17 protein-coding genes are annotated in these 11,865 nt (G+C 54.6%); 9 read left to right on the plus strand and 8 right to left on the minus strand.

Annotated features, from left to right (window positions below):
- Positions 1–2: 2 nt before the first annotated feature.
- Genes lptB through H2Z33_RS10920 form a run of 6 tightly spaced genes read right to left on the minus strand, consistent with a single transcriptional unit; the run spans position 3 to position 4,388 of the window.
- Positions 3–728, minus strand: a complete 726-nt coding sequence (lptB, locus tag H2Z33_RS10895) for an LPS export ABC transporter ATP-binding protein (protein ID WP_003861862.1) — start codon at positions 726–728, stop codon at positions 3–5.
- Between the two features lie 6 nt (positions 729–734).
- Entirely contained in the window at positions 735–1,289 is a 555-nt protein-coding gene (gene lptA, locus H2Z33_RS10900; RefSeq protein WP_006812136.1) for a lipopolysaccharide ABC transporter substrate-binding protein LptA, read from the minus strand.
- Positions 1,258–1,833, minus strand: a complete 576-nt coding sequence (lptC, locus tag H2Z33_RS10905) for an LPS export ABC transporter periplasmic protein LptC (protein ID WP_015571983.1) — start codon at positions 1,831–1,833, stop codon at positions 1,258–1,260. The genes lptA and lptC overlap by 32 nt, the downstream gene beginning before the upstream one ends.
- Positions 1,830–2,396: a 3-deoxy-manno-octulosonate-8-phosphatase KdsC gene (gene kdsC / locus H2Z33_RS10910; RefSeq protein ID WP_063135409.1), complete on the minus strand. Its 567-nt coding sequence runs from the start codon at positions 2,394–2,396 to the stop codon at positions 1,830–1,832. Before kdsC ends, lptC begins: the two co-directional genes overlap by 4 nt.
- Before the next feature lie 14 nt (positions 2,397–2,410).
- Positions 2,411–3,397, minus strand: coding sequence for an arabinose-5-phosphate isomerase KdsD (kdsD, locus tag H2Z33_RS10915; protein WP_003861853.1), 987 nt, complete (start codon positions 3,395–3,397; stop codon positions 2,411–2,413).
- A gap of 13 nt (positions 3,398–3,410) precedes the next feature.
- On the minus strand, positions 3,411–4,388 hold the full coding sequence (locus H2Z33_RS10920; protein WP_003861852.1) for a calcium/sodium antiporter: 978 nt from the start codon (positions 4,386–4,388) through the stop codon (positions 3,411–3,413).
- 227 nt (positions 4,389–4,615) lie between these two features.
- On the opposite strand from H2Z33_RS10920, the gene mlaF reads away from it, so the two are divergent.
- The 7 genes from mlaF (at position 4,616) to murA (ending at position 9,409) form a co-directional block, all read left to right on the plus strand.
- Positions 4,616–5,428 carry a phospholipid ABC transporter ATP-binding protein MlaF gene (gene mlaF, locus H2Z33_RS10925; protein WP_017382730.1) on the plus strand — a complete coding sequence of 271 codons (813 nt, stop codon included), beginning with the start codon at positions 4,616–4,618 and terminating at the stop codon, positions 5,426–5,428.
- 7 nt (positions 5,429–5,435) lie between these two features.
- Positions 5,436–6,218, plus strand: a complete 783-nt coding sequence (gene mlaE / locus H2Z33_RS10930; protein WP_003861848.1) for a lipid asymmetry maintenance ABC transporter permease subunit MlaE — start codon at positions 5,436–5,438, stop codon at positions 6,216–6,218.
- Between the two features lie 4 nt (positions 6,219–6,222).
- Complete coding sequence (gene mlaD / locus H2Z33_RS10935) at positions 6,223–6,771, plus strand: outer membrane lipid asymmetry maintenance protein MlaD (RefSeq protein ID WP_006812131.1); 549 nt, start codon at positions 6,223–6,225, stop codon at positions 6,769–6,771.
- 18 nt (positions 6,772–6,789) lie between these two features.
- Positions 6,790–7,425, plus strand: coding sequence for a phospholipid-binding protein MlaC (gene mlaC / locus H2Z33_RS10940; protein ID WP_006812130.1), 636 nt, complete (start codon positions 6,790–6,792; stop codon positions 7,423–7,425).
- Positions 7,425–7,718, plus strand: a complete 294-nt coding sequence (gene mlaB, locus H2Z33_RS10945; protein WP_003861843.1) for a lipid asymmetry maintenance protein MlaB — start codon at positions 7,425–7,427, stop codon at positions 7,716–7,718. Before mlaC ends, mlaB begins: the two co-directional genes overlap by 1 nt.
- 126 nt (positions 7,719–7,844) lie before the next feature.
- Positions 7,845–8,099, plus strand: a complete 255-nt coding sequence (ibaG, locus tag H2Z33_RS10950) for a BolA family iron metabolism protein IbaG (protein WP_003861840.1) — start codon at positions 7,845–7,847, stop codon at positions 8,097–8,099.
- A gap of 50 nt (positions 8,100–8,149) precedes the next feature.
- Complete coding sequence (murA, locus tag H2Z33_RS10955) at positions 8,150–9,409, plus strand: UDP-N-acetylglucosamine 1-carboxyvinyltransferase (protein WP_006812128.1); 1,260 nt, start codon at positions 8,150–8,152, stop codon at positions 9,407–9,409.
- A gap of 63 nt (positions 9,410–9,472) precedes the next feature.
- Here the strand turns inward: murA and sfsB are convergent, their stop codons facing one another.
- Together sfsB and ispB are read right to left on the minus strand one after the other, a co-directional pair.
- A complete protein-coding gene (sfsB, locus tag H2Z33_RS10960) occupies positions 9,473–9,760 on the minus strand; it encodes a DNA-binding transcriptional regulator SfsB (RefSeq protein WP_020480545.1) in 288 nt (95 codons plus the stop codon).
- A 229-nt stretch (positions 9,761–9,989) separates the two neighbouring features.
- A complete protein-coding gene (gene ispB / locus H2Z33_RS10965; RefSeq protein WP_006812126.1) occupies positions 9,990–10,961 on the minus strand; it encodes an octaprenyl diphosphate synthase in 972 nt (323 codons plus the stop codon).
- Positions 10,962–11,218: 257 nt separating this feature from the next.
- Between ispB and rplU the strand changes: the two genes are divergently transcribed.
- Both rplU and rpmA read left to right on the plus strand, forming a co-directional pair.
- Positions 11,219–11,530 (plus strand): 50S ribosomal protein L21, encoded by a 312-nt coding sequence (rplU, locus tag H2Z33_RS10970; protein WP_003025032.1) that lies wholly within the window; start codon positions 11,219–11,221, stop codon positions 11,528–11,530.
- A gap of 19 nt (positions 11,531–11,549) precedes the next feature.
- Positions 11,550–11,807: a 50S ribosomal protein L27 gene (rpmA, locus tag H2Z33_RS10975; protein WP_003861831.1), complete on the plus strand. Its 258-nt coding sequence runs from the start codon at positions 11,550–11,552 to the stop codon at positions 11,805–11,807.
- The last annotated feature ends 58 nt before the right edge of the window (positions 11,808–11,865 follow it).

Here is an 11,865-nt window from a genome sequence, read left to right on the forward strand (position 1 = left end):
TATCAGAGTCTGAAGTCTTCCCCAAGGTACACGCGCTTAACATGCTCATCTTCGAGGATTTGCTGCGGCGTACCGTGGGCAATCAGATGGCCCTGGCTCACTATGTAGGCGCGCTCACACACGGCCAGCGTTTCACGAACGTTGTGGTCCGTGATCAGTACGCCAAGCCCGCTGTCGCGCAGGTGCTCAATGATACGTTTGATATCGATAACGGAGATGGGGTCAACGCCCGCAAACGGTTCATCCAGCAGGATGAATTTTGGGTTTGCTGCCAGCGCGCGCGCAATCTCAACGCGGCGGCGTTCACCACCGGACAGCGCCTGGCCGAGGCTGTCACGCAGATGTTCGATATGAAACTCTTCCATCAGCTCGTTCGCACGGTCAGTGCGCTGCTCGCTGGTCAGATCGTCACGGATCTGGAGCACGGCCATCAGGTTGTCGAACACGCTTAAGCGGCGGAAGATAGACGCTTCCTGCGGCAGATAGCCGATGCCACGACGCGCGCGGGCATGAAGCGGCAGCAGGCTGATATCTTCATCATCGATGATGATGTTGCCGGCGTCACGCGGGACGATGCCCACCACCATGTAGAAGGTCGTGGTTTTACCCGCCCCGTTAGGGCCAAGCAAACCCACGATTTCGCCGGAGTTGACGGTCAGACTGACATCTTCGACGACGCGGCGGCCCTTATACGCTTTTGCGAGGTTTTTTGCAGTTAAAGTTGCCATAACGAATTAGTTACTCTTTTTCTGTGCCGGAGCCTGACCGTTGTTCTTGTCCTGCAACTGCGAAGGCACAAGCACGGTCGTGACGCGTTTGCCTTTTTCGCTGGAGGCCTGCATTTTCTGCTCTTTCACCAGATAGGTGATCTTGTCGCCTTTGATATTGCTGTCCAGCTGTTCCAGGTAAGCATTACCGGTCAGGATGACCAGATCCTTCGCCAGTTCATAGTGCATATGCGAGGCATGGCCTTTCACCGGCTTGCCGTTGTCCTGCATCTGGTAGAAGGTGGCCGGGTTGCCATAACCATCGATAATCTCTTTGCCCTGCTCGCCGCCCGGACGGGTAACGACCACTTTGTCGGCGTTGATTTTAATTGTGCCCTGGGTCATGACGACGTTGCCGGTAAAGGTGACGACGTTACCCTGCATATCCAGAGACTGGGTATCGGATTCAATATGAATCGGCTGTTCGGTGTCGCCAGTCACAGCAAGCGCGGGAAGACTGGCCGCCAGCAGCGCGCTGGCGATAACAACTTTAAGGCTGAGTTTGTTTGTTTTGAATTTCATAGGAGGTTCTAACCTTTTCAATCAGCTCGGCGTTTTTGCTGCGTAAGTTCCCGCGCATTCTTAAACCGCTGGAATTAAATGTTGTGCCATACAGGGTGACTAAATCCTGCGACGTGACATCCTGGGTGACCAGGTTGATCTGGGCGTTATCCGTCGTAATTTTTCGCAGTTGCGCGTCAGCGGTCAGGGCGTTGACTTCAACGTGACCATACAGGTAAAGCATACGGTCATTTGTCAGTTTTGCCCGGTCAGACTTGATAGACCACGTCGGCACTTTGTCCGTATCAAAGGTGGTCATGACCGGTTGGGTAAACCACGAGGTACCGTCATCTGAAAAATATTCTACATGCTGAGCAACGAGGCGATAGTTCAGCGCGCCTTCCGGGCTATAGACCACGGTGTCGCTGTGATCGCTTTTATAGGTCGGGTCGCTCGTGTTAACCACTTCCGCTTGCGTATCATCGCGGTCAGCGAGGTTGACGCCAATCAGTACCAGGGCGACAAGCGCAAGCAGAATGATAACCCAACGTCTGGTTTTACTCATATCGATTGCCCTTTCGCCTCATCAAGCTTGCCCTGCGACAGCAGAAGCAGATCGCAGACTTCACGGACGGCGCCGCGGCCACCGTGAATATGGGTAACGTAATCAGCACGCGGGATCAGCAGCGGGTGCGCGTCAGCCACGGCGATGCTCAGACCCGCCTCCGCCATCACTGGCCAGTCGATCAAATCATCCCCGACGTATGCCACATTCTCTGGTGCAATGGCCAGTTTTCCCAGCAGATCCCGGAAAGCTACCATCTTATCAGACTGCCCCTGATAGAGATGGGTAATGCCCAGCGTTTCACACCGATCTTCTACCAGTTTAGCTTTCCGCCCGGTGATGATTGCAACTTCAATTCCGGACGTGAGCGCACAGCGGATACCGTAACCGTCGCGAACGTTAAAGGCTTTCAGCTCTTCGCCGTTATTGCCCATATAAATCAGACCGTCGGAGAGCACACCATCCACATCGAGGATCAACAGGCGGATATTTTCCGCCTTTGCCATCATGTGGGCGCTCACCGGGCCATAACAGGTTGCAAGGGATGCACCCGCATTACTCATTGTCTTATCCTTCATTACACTACGCCAGCGCGCAGCAGATCATGCATATGTACCACACCCAGCAGTTGGTCGCCATCGGCAACCATCACTGAGGTAATATGACGGGACTGCATCAGGTTCAGCACATCTACCGCCAGCGTGCCCGGACGGACGCGGATCCCGCCTGGCGTCATCACATCAGCAATGCCCAGCGTTCGGACATCCACACCCATATCGAATACCCGGCGCAGGTCGCCGTCGGTGAAAATGCCCTGAATCTTCATCAGATCGTCGCAGATAACCGTCATGCCCAGGTTTTTACGGGTGATCTCCAGTAACGCGTCGCGCAAAGAGGCCTCTTTGCTCACGTGCGGGATCTCATCTCCGGTGTGCATAATATCGTTAACCCGCAGCAGCAGTTTGCGCCCGAGCGCGCCGCCGGGATGAGACAGGGCAAAATCTTCAGGCGTAAAACCGCGGGCTTCCAGCAGCGCAACGGCAAGGGCATCGCCCATCACCAGCGCGGCGGTTGTGCTGGAGGTCGGCGCCAGCCCCAGCGGACAGGCTTCTTTAGGCACTTTCACGCACAGGTGAATATCCGCCGCACGCGCCATGCTGCTTTCCGGTCGGCTGGTCATGCAAATCAGCGGTACGTGCAGACGCTTCAGCACCGGGATCAACGCCAGGATTTCATTCGATTCCCCGGAGTTGGACAGAGCAATAACCACGTCCTGCGGCGTAACCATGCCGAGGTCACCGTGCGCGGCTTCACCGGGATGAACGAAGAATGACGACGTGCCGGTACTGGCAAAGGTTGCCGCCATTTTGCGTCCGATATGGCCGGATTTGCCCATCCCCATCACCACGACTTTGCCGGCACAGTAGAACATCTTCTCACAGGCCAGACTAAAATCCTGATTAATGTACTGATCTAACTGCGCCAGACCTTCACGTTCAATCTCCAGAACGTCTTTGCCTGCTTTCTGAAAGTCAAAACCCGGCTGCAATTCTATTTGCGACATAATGCGTTTCCGTTTACCCAGAGAGAAGAGGCGAAAGCCAGTACAGCATCGCCAGCCATACGATAAATCCACCCGTCAGCAGCGCGCCTGCGCCTTTGCCGATCTGCTCTTTTCGCCGCCAGCAGAGCAGGGCGAAAATCACGCTGACCAGCAGCATCACACCGTAATCGCGTGTGAAAACCATAGGGTTAAACGGCCCCGGCGAGATTAGCGCCGGCAGCCCCGTCACGATCGCGATATTGAAAATATTCGAGCCAATGATATTGCCGATGGCGATATCATCTTCCCCTTTACGCGCCCCGGCGATGGCGGTGGCCAGTTCTGGCAGGCTGGTGCCGATGGCGATTACCGTCAGACCGATTGTCAGTTCGCTCATCGCAAACGCGTTCGCCAGCACCGTCGCGTTATCGACCACCATCCGCGTGGCCATTGGCATGATGATTAGCGCGACGCCCAACCACAGCAGGGCGACGGGTAAGGTCCCTTCCCGGGGCAGCTCGGCGAGATGCTCACGCGTGAGGCTATCGTTACCCTGTTTTTCCGCCAGACGTGCGATCTTCACGCTGTAAAGCAACCAGATCACGGCCAGGGCGAGCAGGAATATACCGTCACCGACGCTCAGCACCCCGTCATAAAGTACGTAGCCTGCCAGCAGACTGACGACTAACATTAACGGCAATTCCCGGCGCAAAACATCAGAATGCACGCGAAATGGATGCAGTAATGCGGCTAAGCCTAAAATCAGTAAGATATTGACGATGTTAGAGCCAATCGCGGTGCCGATAGCGAGGTCGACCTGCCCATGCAGCGAGGCTGAAACAGAAACGATGATTTCAGGAAGCGATGTGCCTACACTGACCACCGTCATGCCGATAATGATGGGCGGCATGCCAATGAGTCGACAGAGAATGGATGCGGCAAAGACCAAACGGTCAGCACTGTAGACCACCAACAGTAAACCAATTATTAACAGTGCTGTTGCTAAAAGCATCAAAAGTCCTTTCTTCAGGTATACTCGCTGGTCCACTGCGCACGAATGTTGGCGCCAGATGAAGTCTGAGACGTAACGAATTCCTAATTTTGACTTTATGCGCCGGAAAAGTAAAACAAATGCCAGCTTTCGCTAACCCCAATAGTGAATATTCTGTAAAAATGCGGGGTTTAGGGCTGATTTACGCTTCATGCCAGCCGTGAAGCAAGGTAAGTAAGGAACCATAAATGAGCCAAACGATGGCGAATATAGTCGATGTCCGGGGCGTCAGTTTTTCTCGCGGCAACCGGTTAATATTTGATGATATTTCGCTGACCGTGCCGCGCGGTAAAATCACCGCCATCATGGGGCCGTCAGGGATCGGTAAAACCACGTTGCTGCGTCTTATCGGCGGGCAAATCCCCCCTGACAGCGGCGAAATTCTCTTCGACGGCGAAAATGTCCCGGCGATGTCTCGCTCGCGCCTCTACACGGTTCGCAAACGGATGAGCATGCTCTTTCAGTCGGGCGCGCTGTTCACGGATATGAACGTTTTTGACAACGTGGCCTATCCGTTGCGTGAGCACACCCATCTTCCTCCTGAGCTGTTGCACAGTACGGTGATGATGAAGCTTGAAGCCGTGGGGCTGCGGGGGGCTGCGAAACTCATGCCGTCCGAACTCTCGGGTGGGATGGCGCGCCGCGCCGCGCTGGCGCGTGCTATTGCCCTGGAACCCGATTTAATCATGTTCGATGAACCGTTCGTCGGGCAGGACCCCATCACCATGGGCGTGCTGGTGAAGTTAATTTCGGAGCTGAACAGCGCCCTTGGCGTCACCTGCGTGGTGGTTTCCCACGACGTGCCGGAAGTGCTGAGTATCGCTGATTACGCCTATATTGTGGCTGACAAAAAGATCGTCGCCCACGGCAGCGCGCAGGCGTTGCAGGAGAATGGCGATCCGCGCGTGCGGCAGTTCCTGGACGGTATCGCAGATGGGCCGGTGCCTTTCCGCTATCCGGCGGGCGACTATCATGACGATTTACTCGGAATAGGGAGTTAAGCCACTCATGCTGTTAAATGCGTTGGCGGGTCTTGGACACCGTGGCCTGAAAACCATCAGTACGTTCGGGCGTGCCGGATTAATGTTGTTCAACGCGCTGGTCGGCAAACCGGAGTTCCGCAAGCATGCGCCGTTACTGGTGCGGCAGCTTTATAACGTCGGCGTGCTGTCGATGCTTATCATCATCGTGTCGGGTCTGTTTATTGGCATGGTGCTGGGGTTGCAGGGGTATCTGGTGCTGACAACCTACAGCGCGGAAACCAGCCTTGGCATGCTGGTGGCGCTCTCGCTGCTGCGTGAACTCGGGCCGGTGGTTGCCGCGCTGCTGTTCGCCGGGCGTGCCGGGTCAGCGTTGACGGCGGAAATTGGCCTGATGCGCGCCACCGAGCAGCTCTCCAGTATGGAGATGATGGCAGTCGATCCGCTGCGCCGGGTAATCTCGCCGCGCTTCTGGGCCGGGGTTATCTCCTTGCCGTTACTGACTATCCTCTTTGTGGCGGTAGGTATCTGGGGAGGCGCGCTGGTTGGCGTTAACTGGAAAGGCATTGATGCCGGATTCTTCTGGTCTGCCATGCAGGACGCCATCGATCTGCGGATGGATCTGGTGAACTGTCTGATCAAGAGCGTGGTTTTCGCTGTGACGGTTACCTGGATTGCGTTGTTTAATGGTTACGATGCCATTCCGACGTCGGCGGGCATTAGCCGTGCAACGACGCGTACTGTCGTACATTCGTCGCTGGCCGTTTTAGGTCTGGATTTTGTGCTCACCGCACTGATGTTTGGGAATTGAGTTCATGCAAACGAGAAAAAATGAAATTTGGGTTGGCGTGTTTCTGCTTCTGGCGCTGCTGGCCGCGCTGTTCATCTGCCTGCGAGCGGCGGACATCACCTCTGTTCGCGCCGAGCCGACGTATCGTGTCTACGCGACTTTCGATAACATCGGCGGCCTGAAAGCGCGCTCACCGGTGCGTATTGGTGGCGTCGTTATCGGACGTGTCGCTGACATTACGCTTGATGAGAAAACCTATCTGCCGCGCGTCGCGATGGATATCGAAGAGCGCTATAACCACATTCCGGACACCAGCTCGCTTTCTATCCGCACCTCTGGCCTGCTGGGGGAGCAATATCTGGCCCTTAACGTTGGTTTTGAAGATCCTGAGCTGGGAACGACTATCCTTAAAGACGGTAGCGTAATCCAGGATACCAAGTCAGCGATGGTGCTGGAAGATATGATTGGTCAGTTCCTTTACAACAGTAAAGGGGATGATAAAAAGTCTGACGATGCCCCTGCGCAGAGTGAAGACCACACCAACGTCGAACCGACGCCAGGCGCGACGAATTAATTTCAGGAGAAGTCATTCATGTTTAAACGACTGTTAATGGTTGCCATGCTGGTCATTGCCCCTCTTACCGCGGCGCACGCTGCGGATCAGAGTAACCCGTACAAACTGATGGATGAGGCCGCGAAGAAAACCTTCGACCGTCTTAAAAACGAACAGCCAAAAATCCGTTCTAACCCTGATTATCTGCGTGATGTGGTGGATCAGGAACTGCTGCCGTATGTGCAGATCAAGTATGCGGGCGCACTGGTGCTGGGCCGTTACTACAAAGACGCGACCCCTGCACAGCGCGAGGCTTACTTTGCGGCGTTCCGTGAATACCTGAAACAGGCTTACGGCCAGGCGCTGGCGATGTACCACGGGCAGACCTATCAGATTGCCCCTGAACAGCCGCTGGGCGATGCCACTATCATTCCTATTCGCGTGACGATTATCGATCCAAACGGTCGTCCACCGGTTCGTCTGGACTTCCAGTGGCGTAAAAACAGCCAGACCGGAAACTGGCAGGCGTACGACATGATCGCTGAAGGCGTCAGCATGATCACCACTAAACAGAACGAGTGGAGCGATCTGCTGCGCACTAAAGGCATCGATGGCCTGACGGCTCAGCTTCAGTCCATCTCTCGTCAGAAAATTACCCTGGACGAGAAGAAGTAATGTCACAGCAGCTTAGCTGGGCGCGTGACGGCGAGACGTTGACGCTGACGGGAGAGCTGGATCAGGATCTGCTTAACCCGCTGTGGGACGCTCGCCATAACGCGATGCAGGGCGTGACGCTGATTGATCTCCATGGCGTTACGCGGGTAGATACCGCCGGTATCGCCCTGCTGGCGCACCTGGTGGCCACGGGCAAAAAGCAGGGGAGCAGCGTTACCCTGACGGGGGTAAGCGATAACGTGATTACCCTTGCACAGCTTTACAATTTGCCCGAAGACGTATTACCTCGCTAATTTTTTCAGTACGTTACTTCTTAAAGCCCCGACAGTTTACGCGTCGGGGCTTTTTGCTTGTTTAAGACCGCGCCACTTTGCTCTAAGATGTTGAGCTTGTTTTCACTATCAGATGATGTAGACCCCATGGAAAATAATGAAATCCAGACTGTGCTGATGAATGCACTCTCCCTTCAGGAAGCCCACGTCTCTGGCGATGGCAGTCACTTCCAGGTTATTGCTGTGGGTGAGATGTTCGACGGAATGAGTCGCGTGAAGAAACAGCAGGCTGTGTACGCGCCGCTGATGGAATACATTGCGGATAACCGCATCCACGCCCTGTCGATTAAAGCGTTCACCCCACAGGAGTGGGCACGCGATCGCAAACTAAACGGTTTTTGAGCTGAGGGCGAAACGCCCGCAGCACGGTTGAATTTATAAGAGAGCAAACGATGGATAAATTTCGTGTACAGGGACCCACGCGTCTCCAGGGCGAAGTCACAATTTCTGGCGCTAAAAACGCCGCGCTGCCCATTCTTTTCGCTGCGCTGCTCGCAGAAGAGCCGGTAGAGATCCAGAACGTACCGAAGCTGAAAGATATCGACACGACCATGAAGTTGCTCGGCCAGTTGGGCACCAAAGTGGAGCGTAACGGTTCCGTCTGGATCGATGCCAGCAACGTGAACAACTTCTCAGCGCCGTATGAGCTGGTGAAAACCATGCGTGCTTCCATCTGGGCGCTTGGTCCGCTGGTGGCGCGTTTCGGTCAGGGACAGGTTTCACTGCCGGGCGGATGCGCTATCGGCGCGCGTCCCGTTGACCTGCATATCTTCGGCCTGGAAAAACTCGGCGCGGAGATCAAGCTGGAAGAGGGTTACGTTAAAGCGTCCGTCAATGGTCGTCTGAAAGGCGCGCACATTGTCATGGACAAAGTGAGCGTGGGCGCAACGGTCACCATCATGTCGGCTGCTACGCTGGCAGAAGGCACTACCATCATCGAAAACGCCGCCCGTGAGCCGGAGATCGTGGATACCGCGAACTTCCTGGTCGCGCTGGGGGCGAAGATCAGCGGGCAGGGCACAGACCGTATCACCATCGAAGGCGTTGAACGTCTGGGTGGTGGTGTGTATCGCGTACTGCCAGACCGTATCGAAACCGGTACTTTCCTGGTGGCCGCGGCCATTTCTGGCGGTAAGATTGTCTGCCGTAACGCCCAGCCGGATACCCTGGATGCGGTGCTGGCGAAACTGCGCGATGCGGGTGCGGATATCGAAATCGGTGAAGACTGGATCAGCCTCGATATGCACGGGCAGCGTCCTAAAGCCGTTAACGTGCGTACTGCGCCACATCCGGCATTCCCGACGGATATGCAGGCACAGTTCACGCTGTTGAACCTGGTGGCCGAAGGCACGGGCTTCATCACGGAAACTATCTTCGAAAACCGTTTCATGCACGTACCGGAACTGATCCGTATGGGTGCGCATGCTGAGATTGAAAGCAACACGGTAATTTGCCACGGCGTTGAAAAACTGTCCGGTGCGCAGGTGATGGCGACCGATCTGCGCGCGTCTGCGAGCCTCGTATTGGCAGGTTGTATTGCGGAAGGGACTACCGTTGTCGATCGTATCTACCACATCGATCGTGGATACGAGCGTATTGAGGACAAACTGCGCGCGCTGGGTGCAAATATCGAGCGTGTGAAGGGCGAGTAATCGTTCCGGCACCCCCCTGCCATAACAGGCCGGGGGATTGCTGTTCCTGTCAATCCTGGTGCATCAGTCCTGATGTGCTTTCTTCGTTTTGCCCTGGCGCATCATGCGCGTTCTGTCGATAAATTCATGGGTAATAGGATCGTGGTAGCGTGACGGCCATATCACCCACGGATGCGTATCCAGCGCCGTCGCGATAATCAGTTCCCCCTTCGGCCATGGGCGGGTCAGGGCGTTTGCCAGCGTCGACGAGCTTAGCCCATGACGACGTGATTCGGCAGCCAGCGATGTTCCTTTTTTACGCAGTGCCGCAATAATGTCAGCAGAATGCCAGTCGATGAATTTTGTATCCATAATGCTGTCCTTGTGTTCGTTATCGTCCACGTCGTTTCGTGTGAAAAGACAGCATTACTATACTCACTTCGAACATGTGTTCTAAAAAGTTCATGTTACGAGAAGCAATATTCAGAATAAGGCACGGCTTTATACATGCGGCCTGTAACCCGATGGGCTTACGCGGAAATGTAATTTATTGGTGTGTACTGGAATCTCCCTGCGTGGGAGCAGGGAGATGAGGAGGGGATTATCGGTCGCGCTGGACGGCGATGTGCGCGAGGCCGATTAGCGCATCACGCCATGGGCTGTCGGGAATGACCTGAATGGCGGCGATGGCTTTGTCCGCTTCTTCTTCAGCGCGCTGACGCGTCCATTCCAGGGAGCCGCAGATAGCCATTGTTTCCAGTACCGGTTCCAGAAGATGGCGTCCATTTCCCTGCTCGATAGCCTCCCGGATCATTTTCGCCTGCTCTGGTGTGCCATTGCGCATCGCGTGGAGCAGCGGCAGCGTTGGCTTGCCTTCGTTCAGGTCATCGCCGACGTTTTTACCGAGCGTTTCGCCATCCGCGCTGTAGTCCAGCAAATCATCAATCAGCTGGAACGCGGTGCCGAGGTAACGGCCATAGTCCTGAAGGCCCTTTTCCTGAGCTTCGCTACAGCCTGCCAGAATGCCGGAGCATTGCGCGGCGGCTTCGAACAGACGTGCGGTCTTGCTGTAAATCACCCGCATATAGTTTTCTTCGGTGATGTCCGGGTCGTTGACGTTCATCAGCTGTAGGACTTCACCTTCAGCGATAACGTTCACGGCTTCTGACATCACTTCCAGCACCTTCAGCGAGCCAAGGCTGGTCATCATCTGGAAGGCGCGGGTATAGATAAAATCGCCTACCAGAACGCTTGCCGCATTACCAAACGCGGCGTTGGCGGTGGCTTTACCACGACGCATGTCTGATTCATCCACAACATCGTCGTGAAGCAGGGTGGCGGTGTGGATAAATTCGATCAGCGCCGCGATCGTGACGTGGGCATTTCCCTGATAGCCAACCGCGCGTGCGGCCAGAATGGCAATCATCGGACGAATACGTTTACCGCCGCCGCTGACGATGTAATAGCCCAACTGATTGATCAGCTGAACGTCAGAGTTGAGTTGCTCCAGGATTGCTGCATTCACACCCGCCATATCTTGCGCGGTTAACTCATTGATTTTTTCTAAATTCATCGCAAAAGCCGGGCTTTTTATCCTGTTTATCCCACACGAGATGGGTACACAAAGGGTTTCGGTTTATAAATAGTATTGCTGATTGTACTGAAAAAACGGCTCAGATAAACGTTACCGTACGTGTTGTGTTTTTTTTCTTCATGTATTGATGGTAGCACTTGTCAAAGGCTCGCGTTTTGCGTAATATTCGCGCCCTATTGTGAATATTTATAGCGCACTCTGAATCATACGAGGATGTGCGCGGAAGCGGAGTTTATATGTACGCGGTTTTCCAAAGTGGTGGTAAACAACACCGAGTAAGCGAAGGTCAGACCGTTCGCCTGGAAAAGCTGGACATCGCAACTGGCGAATCTGTTGAGTTCGCTGAAGTTCTGATGATCGCAAACGGTGAAGAAGTCAAAATCGGCGTTCCTTTCGTTGATGGCGGCGTTATCAAAGCTGAAGTTGTTGCTCACGGTCGTGGCGAGAAAGTTAAAATCGTTAAGTTTCGTCGTCGTAAACACTATCGTAAGCAGCAGGGCCACCGTCAGTGGTTCACTGATGTGAAAATTACTGGCATCAGCGCCTAAGACCTGAGGAGAGATTTAAATGGCACATAAAAAGGCTGGCGGCTCCACACGTAACGGTCGCGATTCAGAAGCTAAACGCCTGGGCGTTAAGCGTTTCGGTGGCGAATCCGTTCTGGCGGGTAGCATCATCGTTCGTCAGCGTGGCACCAAGTTCCACGCGGGTACCAACGTAGGTTGCGGTCGTGACCACACTCTGTTTGCTAAAGCAGACGGTAAAGTGAAATTTGAAGTTAAAGGCCCGAACAACCGTAAATACATCAGCATCGTTGCTGAGTAAGGTTTTCTCGGTCCGGTAACGGATTAAAGCCCCGCAACGTGTTGCGGGGCTTTTTACA

The organism is Enterobacter sp. YSU (genome assembly GCF_016082135.1).
Classification (GTDB): Bacteria; Pseudomonadota; Gammaproteobacteria; order Enterobacterales; family Enterobacteriaceae; genus Enterobacter; species Enterobacter hormaechei_C.

Coding starts and splice junctions, on each gene's coding strand:
- kdsC (WP_063135409.1), bottom strand. CDS start 2,396: ATGAGTAATGCGGGTGCATCCCTTGCAACCTGTTATGGCCCGGTGAGC.
- ispB (WP_006812126.1), bottom strand. CDS start 10,961: ATGAATTTAGAAAAAATCAATGAGTTAACCGCGCAAGATATGGCGGGT.
- lptA (WP_006812136.1), bottom strand. CDS start 1,289: ATGAAATTCAAAACAAACAAACTCAGCCTTAAAGTTGTTATCGCCAGC.
- mlaF (WP_017382730.1), top strand. CDS start 4,616: ATGAGCCAAACGATGGCGAATATAGTCGATGTCCGGGGCGTCAGTTTT.
- mlaC (WP_006812130.1), top strand. CDS start 6,790: ATGTTTAAACGACTGTTAATGGTTGCCATGCTGGTCATTGCCCCTCTT.
- lptB (WP_003861862.1), bottom strand. CDS start 728: ATGGCAACTTTAACTGCAAAAAACCTCGCAAAAGCGTATAAGGGCCGC.
- H2Z33_RS10920 (WP_003861852.1), bottom strand. CDS start 4,388: ATGCTTTTAGCAACAGCACTGTTAATAATTGGTTTACTGTTGGTGGTC.
- ibaG (WP_003861840.1), top strand. CDS start 7,845: ATGGAAAATAATGAAATCCAGACTGTGCTGATGAATGCACTCTCCCTT.
- rpmA (WP_003861831.1), top strand. CDS start 11,550: ATGGCACATAAAAAGGCTGGCGGCTCCACACGTAACGGTCGCGATTCA.
- mlaE (WP_003861848.1), top strand. CDS start 5,436: ATGCTGTTAAATGCGTTGGCGGGTCTTGGACACCGTGGCCTGAAAACC.
- kdsD (WP_003861853.1), bottom strand. CDS start 3,397: ATGTCGCAAATAGAATTGCAGCCGGGTTTTGACTTTCAGAAAGCAGGC.
- murA (WP_006812128.1), top strand. CDS start 8,150: ATGGATAAATTTCGTGTACAGGGACCCACGCGTCTCCAGGGCGAAGTC.
- mlaB (WP_003861843.1), top strand. CDS start 7,425: ATGTCACAGCAGCTTAGCTGGGCGCGTGACGGCGAGACGTTGACGCTG.
- lptC (WP_015571983.1), bottom strand. CDS start 1,833: ATGAGTAAAACCAGACGTTGGGTTATCATTCTGCTTGCGCTTGTCGCC.
- mlaD (WP_006812131.1), top strand. CDS start 6,223: ATGCAAACGAGAAAAAATGAAATTTGGGTTGGCGTGTTTCTGCTTCTG.
- sfsB (WP_020480545.1), bottom strand. CDS start 9,760: ATGGATACAAAATTCATCGACTGGCATTCTGCTGACATTATTGCGGCA.
- rplU (WP_003025032.1), top strand. CDS start 11,219: ATGTACGCGGTTTTCCAAAGTGGTGGTAAACAACACCGAGTAAGCGAA.